Source organism: Euryhalocaulis sp. (genome assembly GCF_013911995.1).
GTDB lineage: Bacteria > Pseudomonadota > Alphaproteobacteria > Caulobacterales > Maricaulaceae > Euryhalocaulis > Euryhalocaulis caribicus.
In genome coordinates this window covers 102,703-118,116 of the sequence record NZ_JACESD010000002.1, presented here as the reverse complement: position 1 = coordinate 118,116, position 15,414 = coordinate 102,703, and the positions used below count along the sequence as shown (strand labels likewise).

General features: G+C 62.4%; 15 protein-coding genes. 2 read left to right on the top strand and 13 right to left on the bottom strand.

The window, feature by feature from the left end; genetic code table 11:
- The 13 genes from H2040_RS01155 to tpiA form a co-directional block, all read right to left on the bottom strand.
- Window positions 1-390, bottom strand: a 390-nt coding sequence (locus H2040_RS01155) for an alpha/beta hydrolase (protein ID WP_287153592.1), incomplete at its 3' end; no start/stop codon positions are given.
- Between the two features lie 388 nt (window positions 391-778).
- Window positions 779-2,200: a pyruvate dehydrogenase complex dihydrolipoamide acetyltransferase gene (locus tag H2040_RS01150; protein WP_287153590.1), complete on the bottom strand. Its 1,422-nt coding sequence runs from the start codon at window positions 2,198-2,200 to the stop codon at window positions 779-781.
- An 11-nt stretch (window positions 2,201-2,211) separates the two neighbouring features.
- On the bottom strand, window positions 2,212-3,684 hold the full coding sequence (locus tag H2040_RS01145; RefSeq protein ID WP_287153587.1) for a pyruvate dehydrogenase complex E1 component subunit beta: 1,473 nt from the start codon (window positions 3,682-3,684) through the stop codon (window positions 2,212-2,214).
- A 29-nt stretch (window positions 3,685-3,713) separates the two neighbouring features.
- Complete coding sequence (locus tag H2040_RS01140; protein ID WP_287153585.1) at window positions 3,714-4,100, bottom strand: hypothetical protein; 387 nt, start codon at window positions 4,098-4,100, stop codon at window positions 3,714-3,716.
- Window positions 4,100-5,143, bottom strand: coding sequence for a pyruvate dehydrogenase (acetyl-transferring) E1 component subunit alpha (gene pdhA, locus H2040_RS01135; RefSeq protein ID WP_287153583.1), 1,044 nt, complete (start codon window positions 5,141-5,143; stop codon window positions 4,100-4,102). Before pdhA ends, H2040_RS01140 begins: the two co-directional genes overlap by 1 nt.
- Window positions 5,144-5,252: 109 nt before the next feature.
- On the bottom strand, window positions 5,253-5,570 hold the full coding sequence (locus tag H2040_RS01130) for an FtsB family cell division protein (protein WP_287153581.1): 318 nt from the start codon (window positions 5,568-5,570) through the stop codon (window positions 5,253-5,255).
- 119 nt (window positions 5,571-5,689) lie between these two features.
- The gene (gene eno, locus H2040_RS01125) at window positions 5,690-6,964 is read right to left on the bottom strand and encodes a phosphopyruvate hydratase (protein ID WP_022697792.1); all 1,275 of its coding nucleotides are present in this window, start codon (window positions 6,962-6,964) and stop codon (window positions 5,690-5,692) included.
- A 19-nt stretch (window positions 6,965-6,983) separates the two neighbouring features.
- Window positions 6,984-7,163, bottom strand: a complete 180-nt coding sequence (gene rpmF / locus H2040_RS01120; protein ID WP_027068375.1) for a 50S ribosomal protein L32 — start codon at window positions 7,161-7,163, stop codon at window positions 6,984-6,986.
- 166 nt (window positions 7,164-7,329) lie between these two features.
- On the bottom strand, window positions 7,330-7,965 hold the full coding sequence (locus H2040_RS01115) for a head GIN domain-containing protein (RefSeq protein WP_287153576.1): 636 nt from the start codon (window positions 7,963-7,965) through the stop codon (window positions 7,330-7,332).
- Window positions 7,966-8,065: 100 nt separating this feature from the next.
- Entirely contained in the window at window positions 8,066-9,697 is a 1,632-nt protein-coding gene (gene pyrG, locus H2040_RS01110; RefSeq protein WP_287153574.1) for a CTP synthase, read from the bottom strand.
- A 66-nt stretch (window positions 9,698-9,763) separates the two neighbouring features.
- Complete coding sequence (gene secG / locus H2040_RS01105) at window positions 9,764-10,117, bottom strand: preprotein translocase subunit SecG (RefSeq protein ID WP_022697788.1); 354 nt, start codon at window positions 10,115-10,117, stop codon at window positions 9,764-9,766.
- A gap of 37 nt (window positions 10,118-10,154) precedes the next feature.
- Entirely contained in the window at window positions 10,155-11,105 is a 951-nt protein-coding gene (locus H2040_RS01100) for a response regulator transcription factor (RefSeq protein WP_287153571.1), read from the bottom strand.
- A gap of 64 nt (window positions 11,106-11,169) precedes the next feature.
- Window positions 11,170-11,922, bottom strand: coding sequence for a triose-phosphate isomerase (gene tpiA / locus H2040_RS01095; RefSeq protein WP_287153569.1), 753 nt, complete (start codon window positions 11,920-11,922; stop codon window positions 11,170-11,172).
- Between the two features lie 127 nt (window positions 11,923-12,049).
- Here tpiA and H2040_RS01090 point away from each other — a divergent pair, with 127 nt between their 5' ends.
- Complete coding sequence (locus tag H2040_RS01090) at window positions 12,050-13,930, top strand: peptidylprolyl isomerase (RefSeq protein WP_287153567.1); 1,881 nt, start codon at window positions 12,050-12,052, stop codon at window positions 13,928-13,930.
- Window positions 13,927-15,414, top strand: a complete 1,488-nt coding sequence (gene trpE, locus H2040_RS01085) for an anthranilate synthase component I (protein ID WP_287153565.1) — start codon at window positions 13,927-13,929, stop codon at window positions 15,412-15,414. The genes H2040_RS01090 and trpE overlap by 4 nt, the downstream gene beginning before the upstream one ends.

Sequence of the window (15,414 nt, the reverse complement as noted above, 5' to 3'; positions counted from 1 at the left end):
ATCCAGCACAAGTCCGTCCACGCGTTCCTGGTGCAGCTGACCAAAGCGCAGGGCCAGACCCGTCCCATAGGAAATGCCATAGACATAGCGGGGGCCGGAGCCGCCAAATTCCGCAATCAGGCGATCAAGATCGTAAGCCGCGTTCGTCATGGAAAACGCTTTTGTGCGGTCCGCGTTTTCCCAGACCTCTCCGAAGCAAGGCCCGAATTCCTGACCGGCGAGTTGTGATCCTGCGGCGCTCTGAACTGTTTCGCCCTCGCATAGCCGCGCCGAGCGTCCGGTTCCGCGATGATCGGGGATGAACACGTCATAGCCAGGGAAACGCGCCTGAAATTCCTCAATACGCGTGTAGAAGGATGCGCCGGATTCCCCCGGTCCGCCTGACAACATCCAGAATTCGCCGACCCGTTCAGTTTGGGCCGGAAATTTACGGACAAAAATATCGATCTTTTCACCGCCGGGTTCCGCAGGGCGGAGAGGCGCGGCGAATATCGCACATACACTTCCCGGCGCGGCCCGGTCTTCGTCCAGACATTCCCCGAAGCGAGGATCCCTCTCGGCCCCGGCGTCCGCCGCGCCCGAAACGGGAGCGCCTGTAGCGCAGGCGGAAAGGAAGAGGGCCGCAGCCCCCGCAAGGTAGAAGGAAACTCGATCAGGCATGTTTTCTCGTCCGGGTTAGCCGTCGGCGGAATATGGCGACAGAAAAGGGATGCGTCCGCTATCCAGACCGGATGCGTTTTGGGCTGTTAGCGGACTGGTTTTCTTAAACCCGGGACGCCTAAAGCAGCATCGTGACGGGGTCTTCGATATAGCGTTTGAAGGCTTGCAGCCATTTTGCGCCCGTCGCGCCGTCCACCACGCGATGGTCACAGGTCAGCGTGACCGTCATCACGGTCGCCTTGGCCAGCGCGCCGTCGGTGACGACCGCCCGCTCCTCGCCTGCGCCGACGGACATGATCATGCCCTGCGGCGGGTTGATGACGGAAGCGAAATTCTTGATGCCGAACATGCCCAGATTGGACAGGCTGAACGTGCCGCCCTGATATTCTTCCGGCTTCAGCTTTCGCTCGCGCGCCCGAGTGGCGAGGTCTTTCATCTCTTCGGAGATCTGCGCCAGGCCCTTCTGGTCCGCGTCGAAGATGATCGGCGTAATAAGCCCGCCCTCAATCGCCACGGCGACGGAAACATCGGCGTGTTTGTGCAGCGCCACGCCTTCATCGGTCCAGCTGGCGTTTGCCTTGGGTTGTTGTTTCAGGGCCAGGGCGGACGCCTTGATCAGCAGGTCATTGACCGAGACCTTCACGCCCTCCGGCGCCTTGGCGTTTATGTCCTTGCGGAAGCCCAGCAGCGCATCCAGCCGGCAATCCACGGTCAACGGGAAGTGCGGGATGTCCCGGAAGGATTCCGACAGGCGTTTGGCGGAAATTTTCTGGATATTGTCGGCTTTGACCAGTTCGTAACGGTCGCGCGCGATGCCGTATTTGGCCAGCGGGCCGTCGGCGGAGGCGGCGGCGTCCGGGGCGGCGGCCTTGGGCGCGGCCTTGTCCCCGGCCGGCTTTTTCTTGCCCAGTCCTTCCTCGGCCGCCTTCAACGCGTCTGCCTTGACGATCCGGCCCTTCGGCCCGGTGCCTTTTACATCGGCCAGGTCGAAGCCTTCATGCAGGGCGATGCGGCGCGCCACGGGGCTCGCCTTGATGCGCTCGCCCCCGTCCGTTTCCGTCTGAACCTTCTTGCGCTCGTCGGACGACAGGGCCTTATCCGCGTCCCCGGGCTTAGCAGCCGGCTTGGGCGGCTTGCCGGCCTTTGGCTCGGAGGAAGCTTCATCCGCAGATTTGTCTTGAGATTTCGCCTTGGGCGAGTCTTCGGATTCTGGTTTCTGATCTTCACCGCCGGATTCATCCCTGCCACCGGCATCGGCGCCGCTGGGCTGGTAGCCCTCCAGCGCGCTCTTGTCCTCCCCCTCATCAAGAAGCAGGGCGATGGGCGCGTTGACCTTCACGCCTTCAGAGCCGGCCTCGACCAGCAGCTTGCCGACCGTGCCTTCCTCGACGGCTTCGACCTCCATCGTGGCCTTGTCGGTCTCGATCTCGGCGATGATGTCGCCGGAGGATACAGAGTCGCCTTCCTTGACCAGCCATTTGGAGAGAGTCCCCTCCTCCATGGTGGGCGAAAGCGCGGGCATCGTGACTTCAATCGGCATGGTTCGAGACCCTAATCGAGATAGCAGACGGCCTTGGCGGCCGTGATGATTTCTTCGGTTCCCGGAAGCGACAGCGCCTCCAGATTGGCGGCATAGGGCAACGGCACATCGGCCTGATGCACGCGGGCGGGCGGCGCGTCGAGATAGTCAAACGCCTCGGCGGTCACGACAGAGGCGACTTCAGCGCCGACGCCGAACCGGCCCCAGCCCTCCTCGCAACAAACCACCCGATTGGTCTTCTTGACCGAGTTCACGACCGTCTCGGTATCCAGCGGGCGGATTGTGCGCAGATCGATGACTTCGGCGTCGATGCCATTTTCTTCGGCCAGCCTTTCGGCGGCCTCCAGCGCGAATTTCACCATCCGGGAATGGGCGACCAGCGTGACGTCGGATCCTTCGCGGCGAATGCGCGCCTTGCCGATGGGCAGAACCCAGTCATCCCAGTCGGGAACGTCAAACTCGTCGCCATAGATCAGCTCGTGTTCGAGGAAGACGACCGGGTTGGGATCGCGGATGGCGGCCTTCAGCAGGCCCTTGGCGTCCGCCGAGTCATAAGGCGCAATCACTTTCAGACCGGGCACCATGCCGTACCAGGCGGAATAATCCTGGCTGTGCTGGGCGCCGACGCGGGAGGCGGCGCTGTTGGGGCCGCGGAACACGATGGGGCACCCCATCTGGCCGCCCGACATATAGAGCGTCTTGGCCGCCGAATTGATGATGTGGTCGATGGCCTGCATGGCGAAGTTCCAGGTCATGAACTCCACGACCGGACGCAGGCCGCCAAAGGCCGCGCCGACGCCCAGCCCGGCAAAGCCGTGTTCGGTGATCGGCGTATCCACCACCCGCTTGGCGCCAAATTCCTGCAGCAGCTCGCGCGTAACCTTGTAGGCGCCCTGATATTCGGCGACTTCCTCGCCCATCACGAACACGGTTTCGTCGCGGCGCATCTCCTCGGCCATGGCGTCGCGAAGCGCGTCCCGTACGGCGACCGGTTTCCATTCTGTGCCATCGGGCGGCGTGGGGTCGGATGCATCGGGCTGACCGCGGAACGCGGGCACGCCCAGCGCGCGGGATTCGTCTTTTTCGCCTTCGGGCTTGGGCGGGGTCTTGGATTTGGCCGGCTGAGCCTCTGCCGACTCTTCAGCGTCATCCCGACCATCATCGGCGTCGTCCGAGTCGCTGTCAGACGACGCATCAGACGCGCCGCCAGCCTGGTAACCTTCCAGCGCGCTCTCTTCCTCGCCCTCTTCCAGAAGAACGGCGATCGGCGCATTCACCTGAACGCTTTCGGAGCCTTCGTCGACCAGCAGCTTGCCGACCGTGCCCTCATCGACGGCTTCAACCTCCATCGTGGCCTTGTCGGTCTCGATCTCGGCGATGATGTCGCCGGAAGACACGGAGTCGCCTTCCTTGACCAGCCATTTGGAGAGAGTCCCCTCCTCCATGGTAGGCGAAAGCGCCGGCATCGTAACGGTAATGGGCATAGTCTTACGGTCTCAACTCTTTGAGGTCTCTAGCGAACGCCGCTTTCTTCAAGAAAACGCTCGCGCCGCTCATCCAGTTCGAATTTGGCGGCGTCTATTTCTTCCTGCATGGCGGTGACTTCCGCAGTGGTGGCCGCGTGGATGGCGCCGGCCAGACGGTCATAATCGGCCTGCGCCTCCGTCTGGATGCAGCCCAGATGCGCCATTACGGCCTCCAGATAAGAGGCGTGGCGGTCTACCGCTTCGTTATATTCGTCCACGGTCCGGATACGGCCCTGTTTCGGCGCTTTTGGCGCTTCACAGCCTGTCAGCACATATTCAGGGTTCTCACCCACCGGGCGCTGATCCAGATCGCCCGCAGCCGCGGGGGCGGCCAGCGCCGCCGTCAGGCCGAGTATCAGCACGGCGCGGCGCATCACGCCTCCACCAGCACGTCCGTCCACAACTCGGACGGGTCGGGTTCGGGGCTGTCCTTGGCGAACTCGGCGGCTTCGTTGATCTGCGCCTTGATCTCCTTGTCGATCTCTTTCAGCCCGTCCTCATCGGCCCATCCCGCGTCCAGCAGCCAAGCTTTGACCTTGTCGATGGGGTCGGATTTTTCGCGGATGTCCTGGACTTCCTCCCGCGTGCGGTACTTCGCCGGGTCGGACATGGAGTGGCCGCGATAGCGGTATGTCTGGATTTCCAGAATATAGGGGCCTTTGCCGGAACGGGCGTGTTCGACCGCCTTCTTGCCGGCGTCGCGCACTTTCAGCACGTCCATGCCGTCAACCTGCTCGCCCGGAATGTCGAAGGCGGCGCCGCGCTCATACAGGCCTTCCGAGTGCGCGGCGGCGCGCTGTACGGAAGTGCCCATGGCGTAGCGGTTATTCTCGATGATGAAGACGGTCGGCAGCTTCCAGAGCGAGGCCATGTTGAAGGCCTCATAGACCTGACCCTGGTTCGCCGCGCCCTCGCCGAAATAGGTCAGGCAGACGCCGTTGTCCTCGGCATATTGATGCGCGAACGCCAGGCCCGCTCCCAGCGGCGCCGGCGCGCCGACAATGCCGTGCCCGCCGAAGAAATTCTTTTCCCGGCTGAACATGTGCATCGAGCCGCCCTTGCCCTTGGAATAGCCGTCGATGCGCCCGGTCAGCTCGGCCATCACGCCTTTCGGGTCCATGCCGGTGGCCAGCATATGGCCGTGGCAGCGATAGGCGGTTACCACGCGGTCATCGGGTTTCAGATTGGCCTGCATGCCGACCACGACCGCTTCCTGCCCGATATAGAGGTGACAGAAGCCGCCGATCAGCCCCATGCCATAAAGCTGGCCGGCCTTTTCCTCGAACCGGCGGATCAGCAGCATCTCTTTGTAAAGATGCAGCAATTCATCCTGCTTCGCGTCGATCTTCGGCTTTGAAGACCGGCTGGAAGCCGATTTGCTGCGGGACGGGGATTTTGTGGTCTTGCGTTCAGCCATGGTCTCTCGCCTGACAGGTGAAGGCGGCGCGTATGACGCGCCCGGCGAGAGGATGTAGTCAGTAAATGACGCTGACGTAAAGCGGGCTGACAGAAGCTGTGCAGTGAATTCAATTCACATGCGAAGCATCTGCCTCCAGCCGGACGACATAGTCATCCGGGTTTGCGAAATTCAGGATTTCGCGGGCGCGCTCGTCAACCAGATCCAGATCCAGCGAGCTTTCACGCAGCCGCGCGGCGCGGTCTTCAAGCTCGCGGCGTTCGGCGCGCGCGACTTTCAGTTCGCTTTCAAGTTCGGAAATATGGGTCTTGTAGCCGGCCCAGGCCAGAACGCCCTGATCGCCGGACAGGCCATGATAGCCAAAATAGACTACCAGTCCGGCGAGGAAAAAAGTCGGTATGGCGCGCCTTATGGCTTTCACGGTCACTCACCCCTGATCCGCGATTATGATCCGCGAACTCGATGGCATGAAAATGACAGCGGAGCCTTAGCGAAAGGCAAAGAAACAGGGTTAGCGGCTGGTAAACGCAGCCGGAGAAATCCGCCCTAATTGGCGAGGAAGTTCCGGCCCGCGTAAACGGCCATGTCGTCCAGCGCCTCTTCGATGCGCAGAAGCTGGTTGTATTTCGCCAGGCGATCAGAGCGCGCCAGCGATCCCGTCTTGATCTGTCCGCAATTCGTGGCGACCGCCAGATCGGCGATCGTCGAATCCTCGGTCTCGCCGGAACGGTGCGACATCACGGCGGCATAGCCGGAGCGATGCGCCATATCGACCGCTTCCAGCGTTTCGCTGAGCGTGCCGATCTGGTTGACCTTCACAAGGATTGCGTTGCCGACGCCGCGGCTGATGCCGTCGGCCAGCCGCTCCGGGTTGGTCACGAACAGATCGTCGCCGACCAGCTGCACGCGGTCGCCGATCTGATCGGTCAGCGCCTTCCAGCCATCCCAGTCATCCTCGTCCATCCCGTCTTCGATGGAGACGATGGGATAGTCCTCGGACAGCTTGGCCAGATAGGCGGCGTGTTCATCGGCGCTGAGGGTGCGCCCCTCGCCCGCCAGATTATATTTGCCGTCTTTGAAATATTCGGAAGACGCGCAATCCAGGGCGAAGACCATTTCCTCGCCGATTTCATAGCCGGCGTCCTTGATGGCCGCCGTGATATGATCCAGCGCCTCGCCGGCCGATTTAATATCGGGGGCGAAGCCGCCCTCATCGCCGACATTGGTGGACAGGCCCGCCTGCTTCAGACGGGATTTCAGGGCATGAAACACTTCCGCGCCGCCGCGCAGGGCGTCGCTAAACCGGTCGAAGCCAACCGGCATGATCATGAATTCCTGAATGTCGATGGGATTGTCGGCGTGCGCGCCGCCATTGAGCACGTTCATCATCGGCGTCGGCAGAACCCGCGCCTGAACGCCGCCGACATAACGATACAGCGGCAGTCCCATGGAGTCGGAGGCCGCCTTCGCGGTCGCCAGGGAGACGGCCAGAATCGCGTTTGCGCCCAGACGGGACTTGTTTTCTGTCCCGTCCAGCCCGATCAGAACCTGGTCGATGCGGCTCTGATCGGTCGCATCGAAGCCCGAAAGCGCGTCAAAGATTTCGCCATTGACGTTTTCGACCGCGTTCTCGACGCCCTTGCCGGCGTAACGGTCGCCGCCATCGCGCAGCTCATGCGCCTCATGCGCGCCCGTGGAGGCGCCGGAGGGCACGGCGGCGCGGCCAACCGCGCCATCTTCGAGCACAACTTCACACTCAACGGTCGGAAATCCCCGGCTATCGAGGATCTCGCGACCGATGATGTCGACAATGGCCGTCATCGGCGAACCGCCTTTGATGCTATTCTTTGGGTTCGGTCACTTGCCGGCCGCGATAGATGCCGGTTTTGAGATCGATATGGTGCGGGCGCTTCAGTTCGCCCGTGTCCTGATCCTCGACATAAGCCGGGCTGGACAGCTGGTCGTGGCTACGGCGCATGCCGCGCTTGGACTTGGTGACTTTTCTCTTAGGAACGGCCATCGGCCCGTCTCCGTATAATTGTTCGCGAAACAAAAACGGCGCGCTTTTGAACGCGCCGTGTTCAGTGACCCGCGCAAATAGCTTCATTCGCGCTTTTTCTCAAGGCTGTGACGCGGAATTTCGCAGCCAGCCCCTGCAATGCTTCTAAAGCGCGCGACCTCGCGCCCTAGCGGTGGCGCGTGACGTCGCCGCCCATGCTGGATTCCGCGTCAAAGCTGGCGGGGTCGCCATAGACATCCAGAACGCCGCCCATGCTGGCATCGCCGGAGAACCGTTCGGATGCATAAAGCTCGGCGACTCCGCCGGTTGACGCGTCAGCGGACACCTCGCGGCACTCCAGTCCCCGCGCTTCCAGCTCGCCGCCCGTGGATACGTCCAGCGACAGTGAATCGCATGTCCCCTGGAAACTGACCAGCGCCCCGGTGGACACGTCGATCTCCAGCGGCGCGGTGAAATCTCCGCTGACCGCGGCGTCGATCCCGCGGGAAAATTCGGCCTCTTCCAGAGAAGGCATGGTTACTGTGATGCGGGCGTCCAGACTGCGGGTGCGGCCGAGGAAGCGGGCGCGCTGATCGATGTCCAGCTCGCCATTCTTGACCTCTATGGACAGCTCATCGGCATCCTTGTCCGATGCATCGATCCGGACCGACGCCTCCGGGCCTACAGTGACTTCCAGTTCAAATTGCCCCCCGACATCCAGCGAATCGAAAGAGCCCAGCGGCAGTAAATCGCCGTCCTGTGCGTTTGCCGTTCCGGAAAGCAGAACCCCGGCCGCAGCGGCCAGAAGCAATTTCGTTTTCATCATGCCCATCCCTTGAAGCCTCGGGCGCATTATACGCCCGTTTCAGGAAATAGGGATGAATTGAACGAACCGATTGGATGCATCGGTCACAGGAAAAAGATCAGACCAGCCGACTTTGCTCGACCGCGGCCCCGATAAAGCTGGAAAACAGCGGGTGCGGTTCAAACGGCCGGGACTTCAGTTCCGGGTGGAACTGGACCCCGATAAACCAAGGATGATCCTCGAATTCGACGATCTCCGGCAGCAGGCCGTCCGGCGACATGCCGGAGAATTTCAGGCCCTGCGATTCCAGCTGTTCGCAATAGTGATTGTTCACTTCATAGCGATGGCGGTGGCGCTCGCTGATCTCGGCCGAGCCATAGATTTCATGCACGCGGCTGCCCGGCTTCAGGGCCGCCTGATATGCGCCAAGACGCATGGTGCCGCCAAGATCGCCGTCGCGGGCGCGTTTCTCAAGTTCGTTGCCGCGCATCCATTCGGTCATCAGGCCGACCAGCGGTTCGGGCTGTCCGCCAAACTCCGTCGATCCGGCGTCCTTGATGCCGGCCAGGTTCCGCGCCGCCTCGATCACGGCCATCTGCATGCCGAAACAGATGCCGAAGAAGGGAATCTTGCGCTCGCGGGCAAACTGCACAGCGCGAATCTTGCCTTCCGCGCCCCGCTCCCCGAAGCCGCCGGGCACGAGAATGGCGTGAACATCCTCCAGCGCGTTGACGGATTCTTCCTCGTCCTCGAACTGCTGGCTTTCGATCCACTTGATGCGGACCTTTACGTTGTTGGCGATGCCGCCATGGGCCAGCGCCTCGGTCAGGGACTTATAGGCGTCCAGAAGCTCGGTATATTTGCCGACCACGCCGATGGTGACATCGCCGTCCGGATTGGAGATGCGGTCCGAGATGTCCTGCCAGCGCGTCAGGTCCGGCTTGGGCGCGTCATCAATGCGGAAATGCTCCAGCACCTCGCTGTCCAGCCGTTCGCGGTGGTAATCCAGCGGCACGTCATAGATCGACGCTGAATCCAGCGCCTGAATGACGCTGCCTTCGCGCACATTACAGAACAGAGCGATCTTCCGCTTTTCGTCCGCCGGGATATGGCTTTCGCAACGGCACAGCAGGATGTCCGGCTGAATACCGATGGAGCGCAACTCCTTCACCGAATGCTGGGTCGGCTTGGTCTTCATCTCACCGGCCACCTTGATGAAGGGCAGCAGCGTGACATGCATGAACAGGGCGCGGTCGCGGCCCAGCTCCTGGCCCAGCTGACGGATCGCCTCGAAGAAGGGCAGACCCTCGATATCGCCGACCGTGCCGCCAATCTCGCAAAGCACGAAATCCGCATCACCGGCGTCGTTCAGGACGAAATTCTTGATCTCGTCCGTGACGTGCGGAATGACCTGAACCGTCGCGCCCAGATAATCGCCGCGGCGCTCCTTCTCCAGGATGTTGGAATAGATCCGGCCCGTGGTGATGTTGTCGGACTGCGCCGCCGATACGCCGGTGAAGCGTTCATAATGGCCCAGATCCAGATCGGTCTCCGCGCCGTCATCGGTCACGAAGACCTCCCCGTGCTGATACGGAGACATCGTGCCGGGATCGACGTTCAGATAGGGATCGAGCTTGCGGAGGCGGACAGAATAGCCCCTCGCCTGCAGCAGCGCGCCCAGCGCCGCCGAAGCAAGACCTTTGCCCAGCGAGGAAACCACGCCGCCCGTAATAAAAATATAGCGCGCCATGGAACGCCAACTTAGCTGAGATTCGGCGCCGCTAGAACCGGCGGCGCGCAGGATGGCGAAATTCGCCTACTCTTGTTCGGGAATCACCGGCTCGGGCGTCTCGTTTTCCGTCGCCTCTCCCTCGGAGAGGAAATCGGCGGGAGACGTTTCCTGAGTCGTTGTCGGCGAGCTGACCCGGTCCACCACGCTGGAAGGCGCGCCGCGGTTGCCGATAACGGTCAGCAGGATGCTGGTGATGAAAAAGCCGGCCGCCAGAATCGACGTGCTTCGCGTCAGCAGGCTGGCTGCGCCGCGGCCGCTCATAAGGCCGCCCGGACCACCGCCCATGCCAAGCGCCCCGCCTTCGGAGCGCTGCAGCAGAATCAGACCGATAAGTCCTGCGGACAGGAAGAAATGTATCAACAGTAGAAGGGTATGCATGGGAACCTTGAGACGCTTGAGGGGCCGCTACACGGGTTCAAGCGGCGCTATGTAGGCCTTTCTGCTTCTCAAGGCCACCATCTTTCGCAACAGAATCCTGTTTCTCACGCAGCTTGCCCACAAGCCGGTCGATTTCCTCCGAGGCGGAAGAGTCGCCATGGCCTGAGGATACGCAAACGCCGTGCGCGAGTTCGCGCGCGACTCGCCAGCGCTTTCCGGGTGCGCCCGCCTCCCCGTCTGTCAGGGATTTGGTCAGCGCCTTGGCGATGCTTGCCGTCTCCGGACCGACTCGCTCCGCCAGACGCTCAAGCTCGCGGGCCTGCTTGATCACCGAGATCTCGGCGGAGGGCGAAGATGGGTTGGAAATTTCAAGGTCCGCGGCAATGCGTACGGACAAGCGCTGTACGCGTTCTTTCGCGACGTCTTCCTGTACCGTCTTGATATGCTGATAGGTCGCTTCCAGCGCCTCCCAGTCGCCCTTGGCGGCGGCCTTCAGCGTGTTGGGCGCGCTCAGATATCGCGGATCGGCGGCGCCTGCGCGCGGCCCGCTGCGGCGGTCAGGGCCGATATAATCGCTGGTCACGACGAACCGCTTACGGCGTTCGATTGCAGCGGAGACGCGCTCATCAAGAAAACGGGTCGAAAAGGGGCGCGCGATGAGGTCGTCCGCGCCGCTTTCCAGCGCCTGGCGTATATTCTGCGGATCGCGCGTCCAACAGGTCAGGAAGATGACGGAAAACGGATTGCGCCCGATACGGCTGTGGCGAATGTCGCGAACAAGGTTGAAAACCTTCGGATCGTCCTCCGGCTCCATTACCAGAAGGTCGACATCGGCCGCCTCAATGCGTTCGCGCACCTCTCCCAGCGCCGAAAACGTATCGATTTCACGAAATCCGAGTTCGTAGAGCGCATAGCGCGTCGTCCGGAGATTCTGCCGGATCGGGTCAAAAAGTACGACGCGCGCGAGGTTTTCGGGATCTTGAGCCATGCAATCCTAATCGGGCCGGTTCCTGTCTCTGGCCCGATTAAAACCGAGAAGTCTTTACAGGCGCTTATTCCGATTGCGCACTCGCTATGATCGGGCCGAAATCTGCTGCTTTCAGGCTCGCGCCGCCGACAAGGGCGCCGTCGACATTGTCGATGCCGAGAATCTCCGACGCATTCCCGGGCTTCACCGAACCGCCATAGAGAATCCGGACCCCCTCCGCCTCTTCGCCCATGATGTGCCGCAGGCGCGTGCGGATGAATTCGTGCATCTCGGCGATGTCTTGCGGCTCCGCGGTACGGCCCGTGCCGATGGCCCAGACAGGCTCATAGGCGATGACCAGCTCGTCGCCAGCCAGATTCTTGGGCGTGGAGCCATCCAGCTGCATTTCGATAACGTCCAGATGCACGCCCTTCGCGCGCTCGGCTTCCTTCTCCCCCACGCAGATGATCGGCGTGAGGCCCGCGCGGCGCGCAGCCTTGGCTTTCGCCTTCACGGTCAGGTCGTCCTCGCCATGATCTGCGCGGCGTTCCGAATGGCCCACGATGACATAATCCGCCCCGGCCCCGGCCAGCATTTCCGCGCTGATGTCACCTGTATGGGCGCCGGATTCCTCGGCATGGCAATCCTGACCGCCGGTTTTCACGCGGCTGCCCGAAAGGGCGCGCGCCAGATCGGTCAGCAGGGTCGCCGGCGGACACAGCAGCACTTCGGCCCCGTCCTGGCTGTCGGCGGCTTGCGCAATGGCTTTTGCCTCTTCCAGCGCAGGCTGAAGACCATTCATTTTCCAGTTCCCTGCGATCAGGGGCGTTCGCGTCATGGTTGTTCCTCGTCTGTTTCGGAGAACGCCTAGCAGCGCCATATGCGTCCGGCAATATGCGCGGCTTGCCCCGTGGAGCCGCGCTCTCTAGATTTCGCCGCTTCAACTGCAATCGAATGGATGATTGATGCTTGCTGGTCTGCGCAACGCCGCGAAATCGAAATGGGCCGCGCCCATTATTGTCGTTCTTGCCCTCAGCTTCGCCATCTGGGGCGTTAATGACATGTTCCGCGGCGGTCCCCGCGATGCTGTCGCGGTCGTCGGCCCCGAAAAGGTGACGGCGCAAGAATTTTCTGACGAGTTCAATCGCCGGGTCCAGACCATCGCCCGTCAGAATGAAGGCCGCTTCACCGCGCAGGACGCCCGCGACGCGGGGCTGGACCGCCAGATTCTCAGCGAGATGATCACAATGGCGTCACTGGACGCCCAGGCGGGCAATTTCGGCCTCGGCGCGTCCGATCGCGCGCTGTATGAAGAAATACAGAGCATTGAAGCCTTCCGGGATCCGGTTCGAAACGAATTCAATCGCGACCAATACCGTTCCCAGCTGGCGCAACTGCAGATGTCCGAACGCCAGTTCGAGGACGCGGTGCGCGGCGACATTATCCGCCAACAGCTGATCCGCGCCGTTACCGCCGGGGAAAGCGCGCCGGCCAGTTTTGCGGAACGGCGTCAGGCCTTTGCCGGGGAATCCCGGCGCGCCGATGTTCTGGTCCTTGCGCCCTCCCTTGCGGAAGAAATCGGCGATCCGACCGATGCGCAGCTTCAGGACATCATCGACTCCAATCAATCTGCATTCACGCAACCGGAACGCCGCGCGGTGACCGTTGCGTGGCTTTCGCCGTCCGACTTTGAACAGACCGTGGACGTGACGGAGGAGCAGATCGAGGAACTCTACGAATTCCGAAAGGATTCCTTCGCCGAAGCCGCCACCCGCAGCTATGTCCAAATCCAGCTGCCGGGCGAGGAAGAGGCCAGCGCCGTGGCGGCGCGCATCAATGACGGAGAAACCGCCGAGGCGGTCGCGGACTCCGTCGAGGCGGATCTGGTTCAGGCCGAAGCGGCAAGCGCGGACGATATTGTCGACAGCGAAATTGCGGACGCCCTGTTCGCCATGTCCGCCGAGGACCCTGCGCGCGTTGTGGAGGGGCGTTTTGGGTGGTCTGTGGTCGATGTCACCGCCGCCGTGGACGCCGAAACCCCGGCCATCGAGGACGTTCGCGACGAATTGCGGAGCGAACTGGCCGCCGATACGGCCATCGAAAACATGTATGACGCAATTAGCGCCTTCGAGGATGCGCGCGGCGCCGGAGCGCCCATCGAGGACGCCGCCACGGAAGCGGAGATCGTAGCCATGTCCTACCTCCCCGTGACACGGCAAGGCCGGGGCGCGGAAGGCGAAACCTTCGCCAAGCTTATGGCGGCCCCGCAAGTGCTGGAACTGGCTTTCCAGATGCAGGAGGGAGAAACCAGCGCGCTGGAGGACCTGGGCGATCAGGGGTTTGCCGTGGTGCGCGTGGACCGGGTCAATGCAGAGGAGCTTGTCTCGCTGGCTGAGGCGCGCCCCGCCGCCGAGCAGGTCTGGCGGTCGCAACAGCTGCAGGAAAATATGGAAGCCGTGGCCAGTGAAGCCGCTGAGAGAGCCGAAAACGGCGAGGCTTTTTCCGACATTGCCGCCGATATCGGCGCGGGCGCCAGCGTGGAATCGGTAACGGTCACGCGCGGCCAGACGGCCGGCGCGGCGGGTCCGCGGCTCGTCGGCGCGCTGTTTGAGGCAGCCCCCGGCGAGGTGGTTACCGCCCCGTCCGCACAGGGCGGTCAGGCCGTTGCGGCGCTGCGTGAAATCAGTGTGGATCCGGGCGCGGAAAGCCCGTCTCGCGAAGAAATGGCCAATGAAGTGGCGCAGGACCTTCTGACGCAATTCCAGCTGGCGCTGCAGCAGCAATATGAAGTGAAAACCTATCCGGACCAGATCGCCTTCGCGCTTGGCGACGACGTTCCGCAATGACGCTCCGGCTGGCGACTGATCCGGCGGCGTTCCGCGAACGCCACGCCGCCGGAAAGCGGCAGCTTGTCCACGCCCATATTGTCGACGATCTGGAAACGCCGGTTTCCACCTATCTAAAGCTGGCGGGGCGCGAGGGCATGTCCTTCCTGCTGGAGTCGGTGGAAGGCGGCGACTGGCGCGGACGCTATTCCGCAATCGGATTTGCGCCGGACCTTGTCTGGACGGTCCGCGACCGGACAGCCTTCATCAGCCGCAATGGCGGTCCGGAGGCGCGTCAGGAGGATGGCCCGCTCGATTCGCTCCGCCGTCTCGTTGCGGAGACCCGGGTTGAGCTGCCCGAGGGAATGCCGCCCATGGCGACCGGCCTGTTCGGCTATCTGGGTTACGCGCTGGCGCGCGAGGCGGAAAACCTCCCCCGGACAAATAACCGCGCCCTGGATGTGCCGGACGCCATTCTGATCCGGCCATCGGTCGTGGCGATATTCGATAATGTGGCGCATGAGATTACCCTGGCCACCACGGCGGGGCCGGAGGGCAAGTCCGACAAGGCTCTGGATGAGGCCCGGGCGCGTCTGGAAGACGCGGCGGAAGCCTTGAAAAACACGCCGCCGGACCGCGCAAAGCAGGCTTTCATCCCGATGGAGGTGACGCCTGAAAGCAGCACTTCCGAGGCGCGTTATCGTGAAATCGTTGGCGAAGCCCAGCGCTATATCAAGGCGGGGGACGCGTTCCAGATTGTCCCTTCACAGCGTTTTGAGGCCCCCTTCCCGCATGACAGTTTCGCCCTGTACCGGGCGCTGCGCCGTCTCAACCCCTCGCCGTTCCTGTTTCATCTGCGCTTTGGCGATTTTTCGGTGGTCGGCTCCAGCCCGGAAATCCTTGTCCGGGTGCGCAACGACAAGGTCACGATCCGGCCCATCGCCGGAACCCGTCCGCGCGGAGCCACGCCGGAGGAGGATCAGCGCCATGCAGAGGAATTGCTGCGCGATGAAAAGGAGCGCGCCGAGCATCTGATGCTGCTGGATCTCGGCCGCAACGATGTCGGACGCGTTTCGGAGGCCGGCGAAGTGGAAGTGATCGAGAAATTCGCGATCGAGCGCTACAGCCACGTCATGCATATCGTTTCAACCGTTCAGGGCTATCTGGCCAAGGACAAGGATTCCATCGACGCCCTGCTTTCAGGCTTTCCGGCCGGCACGGTGACAGGGGCGCCAAAGATCCGCGCCATGGAAATCATTGATGAACTGGAAGATGAAGAACGCGGCGTATATGCCGGCGCTGTCGGGTATTTTGCCGCTGACGGCGGACTGGATACCTGCATCGCCCTGCGGACGGGCGTGGTAAAAGACGGCAAGCTTCACGTGCGCGCCGGCGGCGGCGTGGTGATCGACAGCGACCCGGAGACAGAGCGCATGGAGACCGTGCATAAATCCGCCGCCCTGTTCCGCGCCGCCGCGGAAGCGCAACGCTTTTCGGACGAGTGA